Genomic DNA, 23382 nt, shown 5'->3' with positions numbered 1-23382 from the left:
GGTCCAAAAATATGCGGTAAATTTGCGACATGAAAAGAATAGCAATCCTAGCCTCTGGTTCAGGTTCGAACGCAGAAAATATCATTAAAACCTTTGCCGCAGAGCAAGATCTTGACGTTATCCTAGTACTCAGCAACAATCCTGAAGCCGGTGTAATCAAAAGAGCTCACAAATTAAATGTGCCCACCTTAGTATTTTCCCGCAGAAACTTTGAAAAAGAAGTGGTAGAAATACTACAAGAAAGAAAGGTAGATTGGGTCATTTTAGCAGGATTCTTATGGCTAGTCCCCCCTACATTGATACAAGCATACCCGAACAGAATCATCAACATTCATCCCGCACTACTACCGAATTATGGAGGTAAAGGCATGTGGGGACACCATGTACATGAGGCGGTAGTAGCTAACAAAGAATCCCATTCCGGCATCACCATCCACTACGTAAACGAGAAGTATGACGAGGGAGAGATCATCTTTCAGGCTAAATGCGCCCTTGAAGAAAAGGAAACTCCAGATAGCCTAGCTGCAAAAGTCCATGAACTGGAATACGAACACTTCCCTAGGGTGATTGCAGAGGAAATAAGAAAATAACTTATTTCTTGTCTAAAGAATACTTTCCAGGTCCTGTGAAATAAAGGGCTACACAGATCACAAAATAGACTAAGGCCAGCTCTTTTTGCTTGAAGGGTTGGCCACTATGAACTACAAAGGCTGCAACTCCCATGGTAATGGCATTAAAAATCAGTGCTGGGCGAGTAAAAAAGCCTATCATGATCAAAATGGAACAAAAGAACTCCGAAAAAACAGCTAGACCTAAACTGTTGCTCTCACCTAAACCTACAGGATCTCCAAAGCTAAAATCTCCCACCACCATCTTCTGAAATTTAGGCCATCCATGGGTTAATAGAAAAGCAAAGGAGAAAAAACGTAATACCAATAGACCCAAATCTAAAGATATGGGAGCTGTTGACCTGATTTTTTTAAGCATTGTTATTTAATTTCTTCGTAATCTATGTACTGCCCGTCAGTGTCGCGCGTACGCTGTGAACGATGAGGTGTAGCGTTCTCCACTCTTATATCTCCCTCTTTTCGTGTAGTAGTAGTGTATTTCTTCTGCTCCTTCATCACCTTGTTCATCACTATCGTGCGTAATAATAAACGCAAAATCGGCCCTAGAAGTATAAAAAACAGAAGCAGAACTAAAAGAAATTTCATCAGTTTTAGAATAGACTTGTATTATAAAATAACGATAATTTTTCAAAAACCATTCATTGGATTCCTTATTTTCCTTCGCCTATGTATTTTAACAGCACTGGAAGTAAATCCGCGTCATTTGGTCGCTTGGCATTTTCATCAACCAATTTACCCTCTTTATCTAATATCATATAGCGAGGTATCCCGTTTACACCCCTTTGTACTAAGAATGGCGTCTTCCAGCCCTGCTCTAAATATCCATTAGCAAAAGACCCCAATCCATTATCCTCTATTCCCTCTTTCCATCTTTCCGCGGTATCGTCCAGAGACAAATACAGGAACACAATGTCTTTGCCTTTCAACTGCTCATGTAATTTCTTAGCAAATGGAAACTGTACCTTGCATGGCCCGCACCAAGATGCCCAAAAGTCAATGTAAACCACCTTACCTTTGAAGTCAGCTAGGCTCTTTGCATTACCAGCCATATCCACAAAACTTAATTCAGGAAGAGTCACTTCTTGTTTTAATGTAGTAAACTGAGCAAAATACTTTTCTCCAAATTGTGCCTTAATTTCCTTGTCCTCTATACGCTCTACCCATCTTTTAGCTACAGCGGCCTGAATATACTTTTGCTGATCCAGAAGTATTCTTGCCAGCGCATAATCCCTAATCTTGCCTTTAAAATGCTTTTCTATATACTCCACTTTGTCATTAGCCATCTCCAGTCCGTTCGAATATTTTTCGAACCCTCTGGCTTTGGAATTTTCATAAGTGATATAATAAGGCAAAAGATTCCTGAAAGCCCTGGATTGCAAGTATTTTTCGTCCTGTAGTAAAGCGACTTGAAAAGGTTTGGTGATATCTGTAGGTAAGGATTGAAGTCTTCTGAGCTTCCGATCTGCATTCCCACGCTCAACTGGATAAGCGAAGATCAAGTGCCAATACTGGAATTCTAATTCCTCTGCCCAATTGGATTTGTCGGGAAGAGACTTCTTTAGTTTAGCTTTTTCCTCAAACCATTCCATCTCCAAGGCATCTATTCCATGAGACTGGAAACGGGAATATTGATAATTATTGTCAAAGAACCTTGGGCTATCCCAAGGTAACTTTTCCGTATATACTTTTGAAGTGTCCAAAGGGCTCTGCCCTTGAACAGCAAAAGCCAACAAGAACAGAACCCAGAACTTTCTCATATCACTACGTTAACGATTCTTTTTGGAACCACTATAATCTTTTTCAAAGGTTTACCTTCCATCCAGCGAATCACTTGTTCGTTTTCAAGCACAGCCTTTTCTATCTCCTCCTTACTTGCTTCAGCAGAGAAACTCAGATTTAAACGCACCTTTCCATTCACTTGAATAGGATATTCAAAGGCATCTTCTTTCAAGAATTCTGCATTCCACTGAGGGTAGGAAGCCAAAGTAATGGACGCTTTCTCTCCTAAAGCCTCCCATAATTCCTCTGCAATATGAGGAGCATACGGAGAAATCACGATCAAGAAATCACGTAATACTGACTTCGACTTACATTTTTGCTCTGTAAACTCATTTACAGCAATCATAAAGGTACTCACGGAAGTATTGAAAGAGAAGTTCTCTATATCTTCCTGAACCTTCTTGATGGTCTTATGTAAGGTTTTCAAGTTTTCCTTCGTAGGCTCTACTTCTTCTACACGGAAATTCGGGTCAAAATACAATCTCCATAATTTCCTTAAGAATCTGCTAGTTCCTTCTATACCCTTAGTATCCCATGGCTTACTTTCTGTCAATGGACCTAGGAACATTTCATATAAACGCAGGGTATCAGCACCAAACTTCTCTACCAAGGTATCCGGATTCACCACATTAAACTTGGATTTTGACATCTTCTCTACTTCTGAACCGCAGATGTATTTGCCATTTTCTAGGATAAATTCAGGATTATCTCCGATATCGTTCCTTGTGGCCTTGAATTTCTCTACATCTAAAACATCCCCGTCTACAATATTCACATCCACGTGTAGTGGAGTAACTTCATATTGATCTTTTAAGCCAAAGGATACAAAAGTAGGGACAGCCGTGTTTTTCACACGATATACAAAGCTGGATCTACCTTGGATCATACCTTGGTTAATTAACTTCTTAGCAAACTCCTCTTCCTGAACATAGCCCAAATCTTTTAGCACCTTGTTCCAGAATCTACTATAAAGCAGGTGTCCTGTAGCGTGCTCAGTCCCACCTAAATAAAGATCTATATCCTTCCAGTAATCCAAAGCTTCTTTTGAAGCAAATGCTTCCTTATTCTTTGGATCCATATAGCGGAACCAGTACCAACTGCTTCCTGCCCATCCCGGCATGGTACTCATCTCTAAAGGATAAGCCGTGCTTTCTCCCTCCGGAGTGTAAGTCCAGTTTGCCGCACGACCTAAAGGCGGTTCTCCGGTCTCCGTAGGCTGATACTTGTCAATCTCCGGAAGTATCAAAGGTAAATCTTTATCTGAAACCAAATAAGGAATATCTCTACCCTCCTCATTTTTCTTAAAATAGACCGGAACCGGTTCACCCCAGTAACGCTGTCTTGCAAATACGGCATCACGCAAACGGAAGTTCACTTTCCCTTTGCCTATCTTATTTTCTTCTAACCAAGAGATCAATTTCTGAGTAGCCTCCTTGTACTCTAAACCATTGATCATTCCTGAATTGATGTACTTACCTTCTTTAGTAGCGTCAGCTTGCTTATCCAGATCCTTTTGAGTATCTAATATGGGAACAATAGGCAAGTTAAAATGAGTAGCAAAGTTCCAGTCGCGCTGGTCACCTGAAGGAACTCCCATCACAGCTCCTGTTCCGTATCCGGCAAGTACATAATCTGCAATCCACAGTGGTACTCTTTCTCCATTAACCGGATTAATACAATAAGAACCTGTAAAGGCACCTGAGACGGTTTTCACATCTGAAACCCTATCTAGTTCGCTTCTCTTTTGTGTATCTTCAATGTATTTGTCCACTGCTGCTTTCTGGTCCGGAGTGGTCAATTCTGCCACCCATTCATGCTCAGGCGCCAGAACCAAATAACTTACCCCGTAGATCGTGTCTACTCGAGTAGTAAATACTTCTATTTCCTTATCAGAATTCTCCACTTTGAACTTCACCGAAGCTCCTACAGATTTACCGATCCAGTTTCTTTGTTGCTCTTTCAAAGACTCAGACCAGTCGATCTCGTCCAGACCACGGATCAAACGATCTGCATAAGCCGTGATTCTCATCATCCACTGGCTCATCTTTTTTTGGATCACCGGATAGCCTCCGCGCTCAGAAACACCGTCTTTCACCTCGTCATTCGAAAGAACCATACCTAAAGCCGGACAGAAATTCACTACAGAATCTGCAAGATAGGTCAATCGATAATCAAGAGAAACTTCGTATTTCTTCTCTTCAGAATAACTATTCCATTCTTCCGCACTAAACTCCGATAGATCATCTTCCGTAGTCGCATTAACCGCTGCTGAACCTCCTTTAGAAAAGGCATCATACAAAGTGGAGATAGGCTCTGCCTTATCTGTATCCTTATTGTACCAACTATTAAAGATCTGACAGAAGATCCATTGAGTCCATTTATAATAATCAGGCTCTGAAGTTCTCACCTCTCTTGACCAGTCATAAGAGAAGCCTATGTTCTTCAACTGAGCGATATACGTATTAATATTCTTTTCAGTAGTAATGGCCGGATGCTGACCGGTCTGAATGGCGTATTGTTCTGCTGGCAGACCAAATGAGTCAAACCCCATAGGATGCAAGACATTAAATCCCTTCAGACGCTTGAATCTGCTATAAATATCAGAGGCAATGTATCCTAGCGGATGACCCACATGTAATCCCGCCCCGGAAGGGTAAGGAAACATATCTAAAACATAAAACTTAGGCTTGGATTTGTCTATCTCTACCTTATAGGTTTGATGATCTTCCCAGTACTTCTGCCACTTCTTCTCGATTTCCCGATGATTATATTCCGCCATTTTACCTGTTTAATACTAAAAATGCTGCAAAATTAAAGTATTTCAACCAACAAACCTCACTTAACCACTTCTTTGTAACGATCTACCAAAAGTTTTGCCACCTTTTCATGTCCTTTGGCATTGATATGATCATCAAAGTAGAAATAGTCCTCGTGATTCAGGTGTTCACCTAAGTTGACGAAATAGATATTTTGAATCTGATTCTTCTTAGCAAAATCCTCAAAAAGCTTCACTTTTTCCGGAGCAGTATAAAAACTCCCGGTATAAGTAAAGATGATCGGAACTGCTTTTAAAGCTTGAATTTCTGAGAAAATGGCATAAAACTCCTCTACATATTTAGGGTTCTCATTTGTATTTCCAGTCAAGGCCTCCTCAGCCTTGCTACCTGCGGGGACCAACAGATTCAAGAGTGCGGTCTTCATGAATTGGAAAGGACGATACTTCATGTATTTCTTATTGTCATTTACCTGACCGTCAAACTCTTCTTTGGTGCGTGTACCTAATTTCTTTTGTTCCAAATAGAAAGCATTCTCTTCCAGATCCGTATCATGGAATTGTAGCACAATAGCTTTAACAGAGTCTAATTTTACTCTTGAAAGCATTCTGTATTCTCTGGCTGTACCGTAAGATGAAACCCCAGTATTTAGCACCTTTTCATCCGTTAACTCTTCGAACCGGGATGCATACGTCTGATTTCCTTCCACACCCCAACCCATGGTAAATGAGTCTCCTATAAAAACTACCGTAGGATGATCCAGGCTTGCTTCATCGTCACGCACTCCTAAACTATTCACATCATAGGAAGTATTGAATTCAAAGGAACGGAAATGAGAATTCCCCGGCTTCAGGGTATAAAAAAGCTCCGGGTCATATTGGGCTGATTCTTCCTGAAACTGAATCATGGAACGGTTATTCACCGCAACACCCTTAAAATGCCCTAACCAAGCCGTTAATTTCGCCTTTTCAGGTAAAAAACTCGCCCCAAAGTTGATCACAACGTAATAAACTACCTCAACACCTACCACCAATACCACCGGTATCCAAGGTTTGATCCCTATCCCTTTTCCTAATAGATACGCGAACAGGATCAAGCAAACGATAAACCCATAAGGAAGGACAAGATTTTGCATTAAATGAGTCACCCCCGGTCTGTTTTCAATGATAAATAATTCCGGTCGGAAAAGTAGGATAACTAAACCAAAAAGGGCTACCACTGCCCCTATTAGATATTGTTGAGATTTGGTCATGATAATAAAAAATGTGCACGAATATACATCATATGCGCTCTATTCGGCAGCATAAACCTGCCAAATCTTAAAGCTATTCTCTCCTAAATAAACCTTCACTTTCGATCCTCCCTCCGCTATTGAGCCCACATGAAAGACAGGCATGTACATTAACTGAGCGGACGGTAATAGGTATTCAGGCAACTGAACATCAAATTCTTCCTCCTTACCAAAATTATAGGCAAAGAGCAAGATCTGATTCTCCGTATATCGAAAGTAACAATAAATCTGATGGGTATTGTAATGATTCAAATATTGCAGGTCATGAAAATGCCCTGAATGTACGGCTTCATTGTCACGAATAAAGTGTAACATACGCTCATAAAAGTGCCGTACATTAGCTTTCTCCATGCTTTGTCCTCCCTTTAGCCATTCTTGTAGCTCAGGCAGTCCCCAGAAATCAAAGATCGTGGTTCTACCATCATTCCCCTGAAAGCCTTCTGCCCTTTCCGGTTTAACGCCAAATTCCTGTCCTCCATAGATCATCACCGGCCCCGTATGTAAGGTAGCCGCTAGCATCATGGCAGGAAAAGCTTTTTCTGCATTACCGGCAAAGAAGTCAGATGCGATTCTCTGCTCATCATGATTCTCCAGAAAACGTAGCATCCTAGAGGAAAAGTCGCCGGATTCCCTCTGCCAAACGCGTGTGATATCCATAGCATCACCATGACCCTCTATGAGTCGTCTCAAGGCATCATATAGACCCACCTTATCATACAGATAATCAAACCCTCCAAAATCAAGGAAATACCTATACAATTGGGGATTATATATCTCAGCAATAAATATGGTCTGAGGATACTTTTCTTTCACCTTATTTATGGCAAAATGCCAAAATTCAGCCGGCACCATTTCTGCCATATCACACCGAAAACCATCCACGCCCTTGCCGGCCCAAAATAGCAAAATGTCCAGCATCTTATTCCAGGTATCAGGGATAGGATCAAAGTAACCCTTTCTTCCATCCAGGTAATCTACTCCGTAATTCAATTTGACAGTCTCAAACCAGTCATTAATGCTTGGTGCTTCTGAGAACACATCGTTTCCTGTGGCCCTTGCAGGAAATTCTGTGTAAGGATCTAAAAAAGCTACTGGAGGATGTACTCCGTCCGGAACTACGAAGGGCTTATTTGGTAGATAGTAAAAATTATTCTGGGGGTGAAAAGCTAAAGTGCTATCATCATCTTCCCCAAAGTCCTTTACCCCTTCAGGTTTTTGATCTGAACGATACTGCCTAGCCACATGATTGGGTACAAAATCGATCAAGACCTTTAGACCTTTTGCATGTGTTCTTCGCACCAATGCCTCAAACTCTCCCATCCTATTCGAAGGATCCTCCGCCAAATAAGGATTCACATCATAATAATCTTTTATGGCATAGGGAGAACCGGCTATGCCCTTCACTATTTGTGGATGATCTTCAGAATTCACTAGGGTAGCATGTTCAATCACCCCAGTATACCAGATGTGCGTAATCCCAAAGGATTTTAAAGCGTCTAGAATCTCCTCATTAATGTCATTAAACTTCCCGGTTCCGTTTTGTTCTAATGTTCCGTAAATTGTATTGTTCGTATTTTTATTGGCGAAAACACGTAAAAACAGTTGGTAAACCGCTATTTTATCCATATACTACTAAACCTTCTCCAAACTTTTACGTTAAGAATAACTATCTTAGAGGGGTAAACTTACAAAAAATGAGTGGATTTATATTTGATCTGGATGGAGTACTCGTTGATACGGCCAAATTTCATTTCGAAGCTTGGCGCGAATTAGCTAGAGACTTAGGTTTTGATATGGATGAGACCTTTAACGAAACACTCAAGGGAGTAAGTAGAATGGAATCACTGGAAAAAATCCTTCAAAAAGGAAATATAGATGCATCTTCTGATCAAAAGCTTAGTTGGGCAGAACAAAAAAATCAAAACTACTTAGCCAGGGTTCAAAAGATGACAAAAGCAGATGTTTTGCCGGGAGTGCTCGCATTTCTTGAAAAATCAAAACAATTGAAAATTCCTATGGCGGTGGGATCAGCTAGTAAGAATGCCGTCGCCATTTTAACACTTACAGAAATCAAGGATTACTTTCAAGTCATCATCGACGGAAATCAAATCAGCAAGGGTAAGCCTGATCCGGAGGTTTTCCTATTGGCGGCGAAAACCCTACAACTATCCCCTGCCCTATGCGTAGTATTCGAAGATGCGGAAGCCGGAATTGAAGCGGCTTTAGCTGCAGGAATGTATGCTGTAGGTGTAGGAGATTTAGAGAAGGCAGATGAAATGATATCGGGATTTGAGGGACAGGATCCTGAACAGTTTATCTTAGACCCACTTTAAAGACTTTTTTGTACCAAAAGGATAAGAGGCGTATAGAAGGTTTCATTTACTTTTATTTGTAGCAAGACGAACGTTAGTATCTTCGGTTTGAATATAAATAAATCGCTAAGGAAAGACCTCCTAATTCAAGACATATCAGGAAACTTTGGCTCTCATTTACATAAGCTCTATTAACCACAAAACAGGGAAATTGCAGGTACTGATAACTGCACAAACTTTCATCCATTTATAGCGTAAAGCAAGAACCCTTGCTCCCTATCATCGTAGATAAATTGGAAAATTAGCCATTTGACCATCAATCATGAATGGTAAAGTTTTGAAGTTCTATATAACCGGAATCGTTTGTAAAATCCTTTCTTTTAGCAAACAGTCCAAATTTGGCACCTATCCATAGTCCTTCTTTGGCTTGGAATCCTGGACCTAATCTTTCAAATTTCTTCCCGTCTAAACTGTAAGAAACCTGTGTCAAACCACCGCTTTTGACCCTTAATTTCACATGTACTTCTTTTGTAAATTTAATTGAGCCTAGCAACTGATCCTCAGGTTCAAGACCGTCCTGTGCGTTATTTTGTGTACGATACAGCCATTGTATACCTTCTTTAGTAGGCTTTAGCACCCAAGAAGCATAATCCTTTCCCATAACCACTAAACCGGCCTCCTCGCCTTCTTTCAGTGCCAACTTTAATCTAAAAGTCGCCTCAAAGGACTCTGCTGAAAATTTCCGAAGTAAAACTTGAGGCAAGTTCCAAAGATTGTTGGTTACTCCCGGCAATGCGAACAAACGCATTTTACCTTCTGAGGTATACATACTCCAAGTTGCTTGTGGATTCGCCTGCCATTGCCATTCTAGTGCGTCATTAGGACTTGACCATGTATGTGAAGGTAGGGGAAAATTATGCTTCAACACCGGCTGGCGCTTCCCTTTATCACCCATCATGGGCCAATCCTCTATCCATTCTACAGGTTGCAAATGCACAATTCTACCGTACAAACCCTTATCCTGAAAATGAATAAACCAGTTTCCTCCATCCGGTGTATCTACCCATCCTCCTTGATGCGGTCCATTTATAGGAGTTTCTCCTTGTTCTAAGACTACTTTTCTTTCATAAGGACCAAAGGGACTCCTAGATCGAAGTGCCAGTTGCCATCCGGTCTTCACACCTCCAGCAGGAGCTAATATGTAATAATATCCATTCCTTTTGTAAAATTTGGGACCTTCAACGGTAGGATCTATCTCGTGTCCATCATAAACGATTACCCCTGGCCCTATCACTTTTGTACCTTCCGCATTCAGAGGTTTCACTACTAAAATACTTTTGATCCCTGCCCTACTCCCAGCAAATGCATGAACCAGGTAAACCCTTCCATCATCATCCCATAAAGGACAAGGATCTATCAAACCTTTCCCGGCCTCCACGCACACAGGCTCAGACCAAGGTCCTAGAATATTCTTTGACTTGATCACAAATATGCCAAAATCCGGATCAGGATAATAGATATAAAATTCCCCTTGATGAAAGCGGATGGAGGGTGCCCATACTCCCTGACCGTGCCTAGGTACACTAAAATGTTCTTCAGGTTGTAATCGGGGTAAAGCGTGACCAATTAAATTCCAATGGACCAAATCCCTAGAATGAAGGATGGGTAGACCAGGCACCGCATTAAAGCTAGAAGCTACCATATAAAAGTCTTCTCCTACTCTACATACGTCTGGATCAGAGTAATCTGCATGAATGATAGGATTGGTGTAGGTCTGCTGACCAAATAAAACATTACTCCAAAAGATAAGTATAAGTAGCTTTTTCATTTCCATCCCTTGAATATCTCTCTTACGGTGTATTGCTCTAGATTGGTTATAGTCTTGGCCCATTTCACGCGTCTCTTTCCTCCCCCAGCACCTTTGGATCCATATTCTCCATATAACACCGTCTTCTCATTCTCGGGGTCTCTCCAGTTATCCCAACCGTCAGGATGGATATGTCCACCCATATCAGTACGAATAAAAACCGTCTGTGCATAGGGTCTCCATGGCCTACCTAGATATACGTCTTTAATTGCGTGGTCAGCCGTTAAGGTACAATCCAAAAAAACAAAGCCGTACGCCTGCCCTTTAGGTGTTGCCGCTGCAGTGATATAGGATTTCTTTTTGCTATGAATGACACAACGCTCAAAAACTGCCATAGCTTTACCGAAAATAAAGTCGGTTGTGCCTTCTATTCTACAATCCACATAATATTGCATGGTACCTTCTCTCGAAGCAAAAAGTGTATCTTGATTCCCTAAAAATGTACAATTCCTGGCTTCAAACTTATCGCCTTCTACGTGTAAGGCCACCGCTTGACTGATAGGACCTGCTATGTTTTCGATGGTCAGATTTTCAAAAGTGATGTTATCTGCATCCACTAGAACCACGTAAGTGGTATATGTCACAAAGGTAGAATTACCCACAGGGTCCCTCGTAGGAAGCGGCTTACCAGAGTAATCATCCCCTATTATCCTTACCTTACCTTCTCCTACTAAATGCAGGTTAGGTTTCCAGGAAGGAATAACCAACTTCTCAGGATAGACACCTTCTTTGATGATGATCTTTACTTTCTCCTGGCTGTGATCCCTCACTGCCATGACGGCCTCCTGAATGGTCCGATAATCCGCACTACCGTCGGGTGCAACCACTAAATCTTTCGCAAAAAGGGGAAAACTAATTAAAAGTAGAATTAAGGTTTTCATAGTAAACAAATATACGTTAGGCACAGAGGTCTACTTCGACTAATAATCAAAATATTACCGAGAACGTTTGCAGAGATGGGGCTAAAAACCAAGGCGTAAAATTAGGTGGAACGCACCGTATCGTGCAAAAAAAGGGCGGGGAAACGAATTTCAGTGCAGTAGGAAATTCCACCATTCCTCAGCAATGATCAACTTAGGAAGATCTTTGAATAGTAAGCTACATTGCAGAAAATATCCTTTAACTAATTATACCTGTCCGGAACAGAGGAAGTAAAAGGGTAGTAATACCCCAAAAACTATACCTTAGGTTTATGCACTTGCTTGAATTTTAAGCAGGTACATACTATTAAGTTAGTAATTTTTTGTCAATAAAACAAGAAAAAAAATGAAGGGGTACCAAATCTATAATCGCCAGTTTTCAGTGAGAGGCAAAAAGTAAGGTGATTAGAAATAACTTCCTATGAAGGTTTTAAAAGGCTGCCAGATACTATAAAACTAGATTATTACAATGCGTACTGTCCAAAGTTCCACCGTTCTCAAAAAATTAAGCGAGAATGAGTCCAAAATATACTCGCTCATAAAAGGTTAAGAAAAAAAATGCTAGGTTTGAGAAAAATGCTTGAAATGGAAACCTACTTAAAACACGACGATTGGAAAATTTGGGAAGATCATTTTCATGTAGATAAAAATGAAGTCACTGAAAGTATCATGTCCCTGGGCAACGGTAAATTTGGATTAAGAGGAAACTTTGAAGAGAGTTTTACCGGCCCTAGTCTTCCTGGTTCCTATATCGGTGGGATTTGGTTTCCGGACAAGACGAGAGTTGGCTGGTGGAAAAACGGTTATCCGGATTACTTTGCTAAGGTCATCAACTCGGTCAACTGGATAGGTATCAATTTAGCAATAAATGGCAAAATCCTTGACCTAGGCACTTGTAGATTTACCTCATTCTATAGAGAACTAAACCTAAAAACGGGCATACTTTCTAAAACCTGCAAAATAGAATGGGAAGAGGGGAAATATCTGCATATCTCTTCCAGAAGATTCTGCTCTGTAGACAGTCCCCATTTCGCACAAATCCATTACGAAATCCGTTTAGAAAACCTCTCAGGGAAGGTTCGACTTTCCTCCTACCTCAACGGAGTTGTACGCAATAAGGACAGCAATCACGACGAACATTTCTGGGAAGAAGTATTTCAGATGGCTGACCATGAAATGGGCTATGTCCAAGTTAAAACCAAACCCAACCCATTCGAGGTTCCTCAATATCAGGTAGGCGTAGGAATGAAGAATTCCTGCACACAAAACGGCACTCTTATCGAACCCTTGGAAGAAATTAAAAGCATGAGGGCCTTTCATCATTTTGACGTTCCTGCTCAGGATGGGGACAGCATTTCCTTAACCAAAACCGTGGTCATTTCCCATACCTTGGACCATAAGGCGGAAAACCTTTATTCTTATACAGAGAATGCCTTAATACAAGCACCGGCACATCTGGAAGAAGATCATATCCAGGCTTGGGAAAAAGCTTGGGAGGAGGCAGACATACAAATTGAGGGAGATCTTTCAGCACAAATAGGTATCCGTTTCAATATATTCCATCTTCTACAAACCTACAATGGAAAAGACGCCCGTTTGAACATAGGGCCGAAAGGGTTCACAGGTGAAAAATATGGAGGAGTAACCTACTGGGACACTGAGGCCTATTGCATTCCTTTCTACCTTTCATCTTGTGATTTTTCGGTAGCAAAGAACCTGCTGATGTACCGGTACAGACAGCTCCCCAAAGCCATAGAAAATGCTGAGAAATTAGGCTTTAGTGATGGAGCAGCCCTGTACCCCATGGTGACCATGAATGGAGAGGAATGCCATAACGAATGGGAAATCACCTTCGAAGAGATACACAGAAACGGAGCCATAGCCTATGCCATCTATGATTATACCCGCTACACGGGAGACGAGAACTATGTAAAAGAGTTCGGGTGGGAAGTACTGGTAGCTATTTCTCGATTCTGGGAGCAAAGAGTTCAATGGTCAGATGCGAAAAAAGCCTATGTCATACTGGGTGTTACAGGTCCCAATGAATATGAAAACAACGTAAATAACAATTGGTACACGAACTACATAGCCGTTTGGACCTTAAAGTACACTTTGGAATGTATTAAGAAATACAAAAAACAGGTGGACAAAACAGAAAAATGGCAAGCTATCATAGATCAAATGTATTTTCCCTATGATCAGAACAGAATGGTATTTCTACAGCAAGACGGGTTCCTAGACAAGGAACTGTTGAACGTGGATCAGATCAAGGAACATCGCCCTATCAATCAAAAATGGTCGTGGGATAGGATCCTAAGGTCCTGCTTTATTAAGCAAGCGGATGTACTACAAGGCATTTATTTCTTCGAAGAGGATTTTGATCTGGAAACCGTAAAAAGGAATTTTGATTTCTATGAACCCATGACCGTTCATGAATCCTCTCTCTCCCCCTGCGTGCACTCCATTTTGGCATGCAGAATAGGACAAATAGACAAAGCCTACGAAATGTACTTGAGAACGTCCCGCTTAGATCTGGATAATTACAATCAGGATACAGAAGACGGGCTCCACATCACTTCCATGGCCGGAACCTGGTTATCTGTAGTAAAAGGATTTGCAGGACTAAAGGTCAGAGGGACGCAAGTAGAAGCTAAACCTAACTTACCATCTCACTGGAAATCACTTTCATTTAGCTTTCGCACTGTGGAAGGAGTTAAAAGGATTAGAATAGAGAATGAGAGGTTTGAGATAAAAAACATATAACCACTTAAAATTCAGACTATTTCCCCTAACTTCATATCGTAACCATAACAAAAGCCACATGAAACCACTCCTCATCATCAGTTTATTTTTATCTCAAGCCTGCTTAGCACAGGAATCATTAATGCAATTAGGGCAAACCGTAGCTTGGCATAGTGCAAACGCTAAGAACAGAGCCATTAGCATTCAGGAAGAACTCCAAAAAGCGGATCAATACTTCAACTCATGGATGGGAGTACAACCCGAATACCAATTGTACGTATTATCTCCTGAAGACTGGAAAAAATATGCGCATCCCCAAATTATCTACGGCATGCCTCACTACAATGGCAAGGGCCAACTCATAGTAGCAGCTGAGGATAATATCTTCTGGAAAAGAAATACTCCTTCCCTGGATAGGCTTTCACAAGAAAGCGCAAAACAGATGAAAGAAACCTACGGAAACCCTCCCTCTCTCATGTCTGCGTTTGATCTACTGGCCATCCATGAACTAGGTCATGTATACCAACAAAAAGCAGGCATGGTCAAGCAAAGAAACTGGTTAAACGAACTCCTTTGCAATATTCTCCTTCATACTTACCTGGCAGAGAATCACAAAGAAAGAATCCCCAACATCTTAGTGTTTGCAAAATCAAATATTGAAGCTTTTCCTCCTGACCGACTAAAATACACCGCCCTAAAAGACTTTGACGAGAAGTACAATGAACTTGGAACCCAGCATCCCGACAATTACGGTTGGTACCAATGCCAATTTCACGCCAAAGCAGGTGATATCTACGATTCCATAGGAGAAGAAGGAGTAAAGAAACTTTGGAACACATTACTATCCCTTAAAACCCTACTTCCAGATGAAGAACTAAACCAAGTCCTCTATTCCGTACATCCCGGATTAGAAAAGGTACTGAAAGAATGGTAGGCTAGTGTGCACTTACTCTCTTCTTCATAAGCATATAAAATCCAAATGCTATACCCAAGGAAGCCAAACCTGTGAGGTACCAAAGCACCTCAAAACTTTGCTTCTCCACTATGAAAGTACCCAAGTATGGGGAGAAGATATGCGCTACAGAGAAGGCCAAAGAATACATACCCATGTAAGCCCCTCTATTATGCTCAGAAGACTCTTGAACATATACCGTAGACATATACGGCATGGCCAAGATCTCAGAAACACAAAGAATACTGATGCCTATATATAACATCACATGCGTGAAGCTCAAGTTTAAGACCACGAAAGCCAGACCGCAGAGCAAAGTCCCCAAGATGATAATTTGGGATATACTCATCACCTTTCCGGCTATTTGTACGATCAGCATTTCAAACAAAACGATGAACAAACCACTGTAACCTAGGATCACCCCTATCTGGAATTCTGTCAACTGATGCTCCGTCTTATAATATAGAGGCAAAGTATTCAACAACTGGAAGAAACAAATGGCATACAAGGCACAGAGAAATGTGAATGCCAGCATTCTCAGGTTCTTATACGGAGATTCTACCGACTTTAAAACCGATCTCTCCTTTTTCTGATGCCTAGGCATCCTACTTTTGAAATAATAAACAAAGAGGATAGAGGCTAGTAATTCCCCAAGAGCATTTCCATAAAAAAGCCAATGGTAAGAAAAACCGGCCAAAAAACCGCCCAAAGCCGGCCCAATAGAAAATCCTAAGTTCACGGCCATACGGTTCAAAGAAAAAGCCTTAGTGATCTTTTCCTGAGGGGTATAATAGGACAAAGCTACGGAGTTGGCTGGTCGGAACGCATCCGCCACCGCACTCAAAACAAAGACCCCTATAGACAAAGAATACACCGTTTTTAACTCCGGCAAAATCATGAAGATGGGGATAGTCAAAAGGAAGCTATACAACTGCGTACTGTAAAATCCGAAAATATCGGTCAGTCGGCCACCCACATACGAACCTAACACAGCCCCCATTCCGAAAAAGCTCAAAACCACACCTGTCTCTTTCAGACTGAAGCCTAAGGCCTGCGTCATGTATACGCCCAGGAAGGGGACTACCATGGCGGAAGTACGGTTGATCAGAATAACGAGGGCCAACATCCAGACCTCCTTACTGAGGCCTCGAAATGAATCTATATAGTACTTTATCAATGCGAAAAAAAATAGCTTGCAAAGGTAGGCACTTGCCCTAGTGCCTGTTCTTGTTAACGGTAATTTTTTATTTTTGAAGTGCTTGAATATCCTTTCTTAAGGCCACTAACATCTCTTTGATGGTCTGAGCCGGAAGATCATCCGGATCACTCTCCCGAGTAGCTATACTGCAGGCAAATTCCCAAATCTCCAATAGGTCTGCATACTCCACTTCAAAAGGCTTGTAAAAAGGGTTATCCGAGTGTAGCACTAAGCCGTGGGCTTTAATCTCTCCTAAACGTTTATAAGAGATCCCCTCTTGCCGTGTCAAAAAAACATAGGTTTTACCTACTCTTAAATCTGCACGGGAGGAAACATATTTACCTATGATAAAGGAGCCTTCTGTATGGGGAGGCATGGAATCACCGGTAGCAGGGAAAGCCCTATACTTCGCATGAGAAAGGAAAGGCAAGGATATATGCTGTAAGCTCTCTATATACTCCGGATCACTATATCCTGACAAATACCCCATTCGGGCTTTATGCGGAATGATCTCTATCCTATTCCTGCCTTCCGTATCCACGACTATAGGAAGCAGGATACGGTTATCCGGCAATTGCTGCAGTTCATCCAGCGGAACCCTACGAATATCAACGGATACCAACAAGTCTATACTCACCTTATAGAAGCGAGAGATCTTGAGTAATAACTCTATAGGAGGCTCAGACATCCCGTCCTCATACTTAGCATAGCGTCCCCGGGTGATGATCAGCTCATCTGCCACTGCCTGCTGCGAAAGCCCCATCCGGGCCCGCAGAAACCGCATATTATCAGATAGTAATGACATTGCTATAATTTATAACAACAAATATAAGACCTATTGCTACAAAACGTAGTAATTTTCGTAAAATTTTTCAAAATGGATCGCATAATAGTACACATGGACTTAGACACCTTCTTTGTGTCTTGTGAGCGTTTGGAGAACAGTAAGCTAGTAGGTATACCTGTCATCATTGGCGGGGGGGATCGAGGAGTAGTGGCCTCTTGTTCATATGAAGCGCGGTACTTTGGAGTACATTCTGCTATGCCCATGAAAATGGCTCTACGCCTCTGCCCGGATGCACGGGTGATACGTGGAGACATGGAGAAGTACTCTAAACTCTCTTCTCTGGTCACCCAAGTACTAGAAGACAGTGCTCCTATAGTAGAGAAAGCCAGTATAGACGAACACTATCTGGACATCAGCGGCATAGACCGCTTCTTCGGGGCTTCCAAGTGGACCCTGGAACTCATGGAAAAAGTACAGAAGGAGACAGGCTTGCCGGTCAGCTACGCTCTTTCCGTGAACAAAACGGTAGCTAAAATAGGTACAGGGGAATCCAAACCGGCCGGGAAGATAGAGATCCCTCAAGACCGAATCAAGCCCTTTCTGAATCCTCTTTCCATCAAGAAGATTCCCATGTTAGGGGAAGCTACTTACAGACTCCTTTCCCGCATAGGCATACGCTATATCCACACTTTGGCGGAAATGCCTGTAGATGTGCTTCAGCAGATGATAGGAAAGAATGGAGCTGAGCTTTGGAAGAAGGCGAACGGAATAGATTACAGTCCGGTGGAGCCTTATACCGAAAGAAAGTCTATCTCTACCGAAAATACCTTTGGTACAGATACTATAGATTTAAAATTGCTCCGTTCTGTCCTTTCAGGCATGGTGGAGAAGTTGGCTTTCCAATTGCGCGAGGAAGGCTGGCTTACCTCTACCGTCACGGTTAAGATCCGGTATTCGAATTTTGACACGGAAACCAAACAATGCAGAGTACCTTATACCTCTGCAGATCATGTATTGCTCTCCTGCGTATTGGACTTGTTTGAAAAACTCTACCACAGGCGTATGCGTATCCGACTCATAGGGGTGCGCTTTACCGGCCTGGTCCGGGGAAACCTACAAATCCGATTATTTGAAGACACGGAAGAGATGCTGTCCTTGTACCAAGCCATGGACAAGATCAAACATCGCTTTGGCCCCGAGTCCGTCATCCGAGCGGAAGGATTCATCAAAAAAAGGGCTCATACATGAGCATAGGAAGAGATCCAACAGGGAATCAGCCTAGTCCTTCAGAAGGACTATACAAAGGCTCTTCGGATCAAAACGAAGCTGAGCTTCAGATGGACTATACAAAGGTTCTTAGGATCAAAACGAAGCTGAGCTTCAGATGGACTATACAAAGGGTCTTCAGATCAAAACGAAGTTGATCTTCGGATGGACTACACAAAGGTTCTTCGGATCAAAACGAAGCTGACCTTCAGAAGGACTACACAAAGGTTCTTCGGATCAAAACGAAGCTGAGCTTCGGATGGACTACACAAAGGTTCTTCGGATCAAAACGAAGCTGAGCTTCAGATGGCCTACACAAAGGGTCTTCGGATCAAAACGAAGTTGAGCTTCAGATGGACTATACAAAGGTTCTTCAGATCAAAACGAAGTTGAGCTTCAGATGGCCTACACAAAGGGTCTTCGGATCAAAACGAAGCTGAGCTTCAGATGGACTAAACAAAGGATCTTCGGATCAAAACGAAGTTGAGCTTCAGATGGACTACACAAAGGGTCTTCGGATCAAAACGAAGTTGAGCTTCAGATGGACTACACAAAGGGTCTTCGGATCTAAAACGGAGCTGAGCTTCAGATGGACTACACAAAGGGTCTTCGGATCAAAACGAAGTTGAGCTTCGGAAGGAGTATACAAAGGGGCTTCGGATCAAAGAACCATCTGATCTGTGGAACGACTAAACAATAAATATAGAATCTCACAAAATGTACCTCAACTGCCATTCTTATCATAGCCTACGTTACGGCACCATTCCATTAGAGGAACTCGTCGCAGAAGCTAAACGCTGCGGAGTAAAAACCCTTGCCCTAACGGATATCAACACCGTAACGGGCATATATGACTTCGAAAAAGCTTGCAAGGATGCCGGCATCAAGCCGGTAGTGGGCATGGAAGTTCGAAAAGAGGACCAATTGCTGTACATCGCTTTGGCACAAAATGCCCAAGGCATCAAGGAAATCTGCACCCTGCTTACGGAGCACAACTGTGAAGGTACCCCTCTCCTGCCCATAGCTCCGGAGTTTAAACACCTCTTTACGGTTTATCCATTAGAAAACTGCCCTCCTACCCTCCGAAATCGGGAATACCTGGGCATACGTCCGGACGAGATCCACAGTCTCATCCGCCCTGAGCTACGGGCCTACCTAGACCGGATGGTGGTCTTGGCACCCGTGACCTTTCGGGACGAAAACGAATACCAACTCCACCGTATCCTCCGAGCCATAGACAAAAATGTGGTCCTGTCGAAACTGGACCACTTCTGTAAATCGCACGAATACATGCGCCCGGAACAAGAACTCAAGGAGCTGTATAAACAGTATCCCCAGATCATTCAAAACACCCAATATATCTTAGACCAATGTTCTTTCTCATTTGATTTCAAAACTCCAAAAAACAAAAAGCACTTCACCTCTTCCTTGGAGGAAGACCGACTACTATTAGAAAAACTCGCTTACGAAGGCTTAGAAAAAAGGTACGGCACGGAAAACGCGGAAGCCTCCGCCCGACTAAAAAAAGAACTTCAAGTCATCCACGCGCTCCGTTTCAACAGCTACTTTCTGATCACCTGGGACATTGTAAGGTTCAGCAACTCCCAAGGTTTTCTGCACATAGGGCGAGGAAGTGGGGCAAACAGTATAGTCAGCTATTGCCTGGGCATCACGAACATCTGTCCTATAGAACTGGACCTGTATTTCGAGCGCTTTCTGAACCTGAATCGTAAGTCGCCACCCGACTTTGACATAGATTGGAGTTGGAAAGAGCGCGACATCATCTTGGACTATATCTTCAAGAAGTACGGCAAGCACCATGTGGCCTTTTGCGGCACAAACGTAGAGTTTAAATACAGATCCATTCTGAGAGAAGTAGGCAAAGTCTTTGGTTTACCCAAAGAAGAGCTGGATGTCTTGACCAATTCTCCCCAATCTACTCACGACCAAAACTCGGTAGTGCAGCAGATCCATTTTTACGGCAGTCTTCTGGAGAAATTCCCGAACCAACGCAGCATGCATGCCTGTGGGATCCTGATCTCAGAAGAACCCCTGACTACCTATTCCGCCCTCGAGATGCCCCCTAAGGGATTCCCCATCGTGCAGTTCGATATGCACGTGGCAGAGGAAATAGGATTGGAAAAGTTTGATATTCTGAGCCAAAGAGGAATTGGCCACATCAACGACAGCGTAAAGCTGATCCGGGAAAACCAAGGCATAGAAGTAGACATCCGAAATCCGGCCCTATCCAAAGACGAGGCTCAAGCTAACGTCTACTTGTCCCAAGGCAAAACCATAGGTTGCTTCTACATAGAATCCCCTGCCATGCGTGGGCTTTTGCGCCGACTGAAATGCGACAATTACCGCACCCTCGTGGCGGCCTCTTCCATCATCCGACCGGGCGTAGCACAAAGTGGAATGATGCGGGAATACATTTTCCGGCACAATAACCCCGGGCAGTTTGAGTACTTTCACCCGGTATTTGAGGAACATCTGGGAGAAACCTATGGCATCATGGTCTATCAGGAAGATGTGATAAGGGTAGCCTTATACTATGGAGGTATAGCAGAGGCGGATGGAGATATCTTACGTAGGGCCATGAGTGGAAAAGGACGCTCTCTCTCCGCCCTACAAAGGGTGAAAGATAACTTTCTCGCCTCCTGTGCCAAACAAGGCCACCCGGAAGATCTGAGCAGAGAGGTGTACCGTCAGATTGAATCCTTTGCCGGATATTCCTTCTGTAAGGCGCATTCTGCTTCCTATGCGGTGGAGAGCTACCAAAGCCTTTATCTAAAGGTCTATTATCCTTTGGAATTCATGGTAGCCGTGATCAATAATCAAGGGGGATTCTACCGAACAGAGGTGTATATCCATGAGGCCCGCATGTCAGGCGGGAACATCTTGAATCCCTGTGTAAACAAAAGCAAGGTGGAGACCAGCATCTACGGCAAAGACATCTATCTAGGCTTCATGCATCTCCAATCCTTAGAAGCCAGAATCATGAATGAGATTGTAGTTGAAAGGGACAGAAATGGAGAGTACTTAGACCTGGAAGACTTTATCAAACGTGTACCGGTGGGATTGGAAGCCTTAGAGATCTTGATCTTTATAGGAGCCTTCCGCTTTACGGGCAAGAGCAAGAACGAGCTACTGGTTCAAGCCCGACTGCTCCTCACTAAGGCCATCATCCGTGCTCCGGAACTCATCCAGGCTCCGAGCAAAGAGTATACCCTGCCGAAATTGGAACGCTCTCCCTTTGAGGATGCTTTTGACGAGATTGAGTTATTGGGCTTCCCGGTATCCTGTTCTCCTTTTGACCTTTTGAAGACGAAATACCGGGGGAGTGTCTTGGTCAAAGACCTGGTGCATCATCATAAAAAGGAGGTTAAGATGTTGGCTTATTTGATCTCGAGGAAGCATGTACCCACGAAGCTGGGCACTATGTATTTTGGAACCTGGATTGATGTAGAGGGCCAATACTTTGATACTGCACACTTCCCCAATAGCCTGAAGCAATATCCTTTTCAGGGGGGAGGTTGTTACTTGTTGAAAGGCATAGTGGAGGTGGACTATCATTTTCCTACGGTAACCATCACACGTATGGCCCGTTTGCCATTCATACCGGATCCTCGTTATATCCATGATAAAGACAGGGAGTATAAAGTACATGAACAAATCCGCGAGGACATCAGCCTAACTCAGCGCGCGCCTTATCCTCAAGCACATGAAATTGGGCTGCCAAGGTGGAGGCTAGGCAGTTGAAATAGCAATAGAAGTCTTGTAAATCAAGTATAAAAATTATTTGCTACACTTATTTTTTTATATTGATCAAAACTCTTCATTTTATCCATCCTGATATCATTATTTTCTCCGTAATGATACATACCTTTTAAATCAATAAAATCAAATACTTTTTTTGCAAATGCAACAATTTCGATATGGGCAACTTTTAACTTCTCAATTGTATCATCGATATCATAAAAAATCGGGAAATAATCAGATGCCTTTTTACTTCCCATAATAACTTCTATGCCTGAAATTGAGTCACAACCATTGATTTTTGGGAACTGCCTATGTTTTAAATCATTAGCCTGATCTCTAAGTCCTTTTATCACCTCACTTTCATGAAAGTCACACACCATTTTATATAGAAAATCGCAATTATGACAACCTTTCTTTTTTTTCAAAATTTTCGTAATTTTAGACAAGTTACATTTAGCCATTTCCTGACTATAATTTGCCTCTTTATCAAAAAAATCAAAAGCAAACCAAATACTTTGAAGAATATAATCCTCGCAACTATTATACCATAGAAGGGAATTCAGTAGATATTGCTTTCTTAGCCACATTTGCGATCGGTAACCTCCCTTCCACACAACTCCATATCTATGAATTTTAGTATGAGCATTAATCAATGCAAATTTTGCACTTTGAAGAACATAAAATAAATCTGTAAATTTTTGATTCGAAATACTGTAACCAATATCGAAAAAATACTGGATACTCAAATAATCAACAGAATTGAGGAAAATGTCTGGCAATTTTAATTCTCTAGAAAAATTTCGTGTCTCTTCAATTAATTCTTCTAAATCATATTCTATCTGGTTATAGATTATCTTTAAATTAGACATAATTGTGGATTCTTACATCGATAGTTTCTTAAATTTAGGATATTGAATTACCCATACTAAAATAATCATCAATTTCCAGAATTCAAAAGAAATAATACACTAATACTCTATCTACAAAGCATTTACAAAGAACACACTATTTAAATATTATAATCTAGATATAGAATTAGATTCCGTGCTGCGTTACAGAATCTTCGGATTCTGAAGTTTAAAAAAATAATGTAATCTAAAGAT

General features: G+C 42.0%; 18 protein-coding genes. 7 read left to right on the top strand and 11 right to left on the bottom strand.

Annotation, left to right across the window (positions count from 1 at the left end):
* The first annotated feature begins 29 nt into the window (after positions 1 to 29).
* A complete protein-coding gene (purN, locus tag LBYS_RS02945) occupies positions 30 to 590 on the top strand; it encodes a phosphoribosylglycinamide formyltransferase (protein ID WP_013407411.1) in 561 nt (186 codons plus the stop codon).
* 1 nt (position 591) lies between these two features.
* On the opposite strand, the gene LBYS_RS02940 is transcribed toward purN, so the two are convergent.
* The 6 genes from LBYS_RS02940 to LBYS_RS02915 form a co-directional block, all read right to left on the bottom strand.
* On the bottom strand, positions 592 to 987 hold the full coding sequence (locus tag LBYS_RS02940; protein WP_013407410.1) for a DoxX family protein: 396 nt from the start codon (positions 985 to 987) through the stop codon (positions 592 to 594).
* Positions 988 to 989: 2 nt separating this feature from the next.
* Positions 990 to 1214 carry a hypothetical protein gene (locus LBYS_RS02935; protein WP_013407409.1) on the bottom strand — a complete coding sequence of 75 codons (225 nt, stop codon included), beginning with the start codon at positions 1212 to 1214 and terminating at the stop codon, positions 990 to 992.
* A gap of 65 nt (positions 1215 to 1279) precedes the next feature.
* Positions 1280 to 2386 carry a TlpA family protein disulfide reductase gene (locus LBYS_RS18100; protein ID WP_013407408.1) on the bottom strand — a complete coding sequence of 369 codons (1107 nt, stop codon included), beginning with the start codon at positions 2384 to 2386 and terminating at the stop codon, positions 1280 to 1282.
* On the bottom strand, positions 2383 to 5187 hold the full coding sequence (leuS, locus tag LBYS_RS02925) for a leucine--tRNA ligase (protein WP_013407407.1): 2805 nt from the start codon (positions 5185 to 5187) through the stop codon (positions 2383 to 2385). The genes LBYS_RS18100 and leuS overlap by 4 nt, the downstream gene beginning before the upstream one ends.
* Before the next feature lie 56 nt (positions 5188 to 5243).
* Positions 5244 to 6434 (bottom strand): SGNH/GDSL hydrolase family protein, encoded by a 1191-nt coding sequence (locus LBYS_RS02920; protein ID WP_013407406.1) that lies wholly within the window; start codon positions 6432 to 6434, stop codon positions 5244 to 5246.
* 39 nt (positions 6435 to 6473) lie between these two features.
* Positions 6474 to 8099 carry an alpha-amylase family protein gene (locus tag LBYS_RS02915; RefSeq protein ID WP_013407405.1) on the bottom strand — a complete coding sequence of 542 codons (1626 nt, stop codon included), beginning with the start codon at positions 8097 to 8099 and terminating at the stop codon, positions 6474 to 6476.
* A 68-nt stretch (positions 8100 to 8167) separates the two neighbouring features.
* On the opposite strand from LBYS_RS02915, the gene pgmB reads away from it, so the two are divergent.
* Complete coding sequence (pgmB, locus tag LBYS_RS02910) at positions 8168 to 8806, top strand: beta-phosphoglucomutase (protein WP_013407404.1); 639 nt, start codon at positions 8168 to 8170, stop codon at positions 8804 to 8806.
* A 295-nt stretch (positions 8807 to 9101) separates the two neighbouring features.
* Here the strand turns inward: pgmB and LBYS_RS02905 are convergent, their stop codons facing one another.
* Both LBYS_RS02905 and LBYS_RS02900 read right to left on the bottom strand, forming a co-directional pair.
* A complete protein-coding gene (locus tag LBYS_RS02905) occupies positions 9102 to 10613 on the bottom strand; it encodes a glycoside hydrolase family 43 protein (RefSeq protein ID WP_013407403.1) in 1512 nt (503 codons plus the stop codon).
* The gene (locus LBYS_RS02900) at positions 10610 to 11533 is read right to left on the bottom strand and encodes a pectinesterase family protein (RefSeq protein WP_013407402.1); all 924 of its coding nucleotides are present in this window, start codon (positions 11531 to 11533) and stop codon (positions 10610 to 10612) included. The genes LBYS_RS02905 and LBYS_RS02900 overlap by 4 nt, the downstream gene beginning before the upstream one ends.
* 624 nt (positions 11534 to 12157) lie before the next feature.
* Here LBYS_RS02900 and LBYS_RS02895 point away from each other — a divergent pair.
* Both LBYS_RS02895 and LBYS_RS02890 read left to right on the top strand, forming a co-directional pair.
* On the top strand, positions 12158 to 14335 hold the full coding sequence (locus LBYS_RS02895; RefSeq protein WP_083794607.1) for a family 65 glycosyl hydrolase domain-containing protein: 2178 nt from the start codon (positions 12158 to 12160) through the stop codon (positions 14333 to 14335).
* A 58-nt stretch (positions 14336 to 14393) separates the two neighbouring features.
* A complete protein-coding gene (locus tag LBYS_RS02890) occupies positions 14394 to 15248 on the top strand; it encodes a hypothetical protein (RefSeq protein WP_013407400.1) in 855 nt (284 codons plus the stop codon).
* A 1-nt stretch (position 15249) separates the two neighbouring features.
* Here LBYS_RS02890 and LBYS_RS02885 read toward each other — a convergent pair whose 3' ends face one another.
* Together LBYS_RS02885 and LBYS_RS02880 are read right to left on the bottom strand one after the other, a co-directional pair.
* Positions 15250 to 16443, bottom strand: coding sequence for an MFS transporter (locus tag LBYS_RS02885; protein ID WP_013407399.1), 1194 nt, complete (start codon positions 16441 to 16443; stop codon positions 15250 to 15252).
* A gap of 67 nt (positions 16444 to 16510) precedes the next feature.
* Positions 16511 to 17269 (bottom strand): XRE family transcriptional regulator, encoded by a 759-nt coding sequence (locus LBYS_RS02880; RefSeq protein ID WP_013407398.1) that lies wholly within the window; start codon positions 17267 to 17269, stop codon positions 16511 to 16513.
* Positions 17270 to 17341: 72 nt separating this feature from the next.
* On the opposite strand from LBYS_RS02880, the gene dinB reads away from it, so the two are divergent.
* The 3 genes from dinB (at position 17342) to LBYS_RS02870 (ending at position 22279) form a co-directional block, all read left to right on the top strand.
* A complete protein-coding gene (gene dinB / locus LBYS_RS02875; protein ID WP_013407397.1) occupies positions 17342 to 18499 on the top strand; it encodes a DNA polymerase IV in 1158 nt (385 codons plus the stop codon).
* Entirely contained in the window at positions 18496 to 18675 is a 180-nt protein-coding gene (locus tag LBYS_RS18945) for a hypothetical protein (RefSeq protein ID WP_013407396.1), read from the top strand. Before dinB ends, LBYS_RS18945 begins: the two co-directional genes overlap by 4 nt.
* Positions 18676 to 19234: 559 nt before the next feature.
* Positions 19235 to 22279 (top strand): DNA polymerase III subunit alpha, encoded by a 3045-nt coding sequence (locus LBYS_RS02870; RefSeq protein ID WP_013407395.1) that lies wholly within the window; start codon positions 19235 to 19237, stop codon positions 22277 to 22279.
* A 23-nt stretch (positions 22280 to 22302) separates the two neighbouring features.
* Here LBYS_RS02870 and LBYS_RS02865 read toward each other — a convergent pair whose 3' ends face one another.
* Positions 22303 to 23148: a hypothetical protein gene (locus LBYS_RS02865; RefSeq protein ID WP_013407394.1), complete on the bottom strand. Its 846-nt coding sequence runs from the start codon at positions 23146 to 23148 to the stop codon at positions 22303 to 22305.
* Positions 23149 to 23382: the final 234 nt, after the last annotated feature.

Origin of the sequence: Leadbetterella byssophila DSM 17132 (genome assembly GCF_000166395.1) — a bacterium.
GTDB lineage: Bacteria > Bacteroidota > Bacteroidia > Cytophagales > Spirosomataceae > Leadbetterella > Leadbetterella byssophila.
The sequence above is the reverse complement of the archived record's forward strand: the minus strand, read 5'-3'. Positions and strand labels throughout refer to the sequence as shown.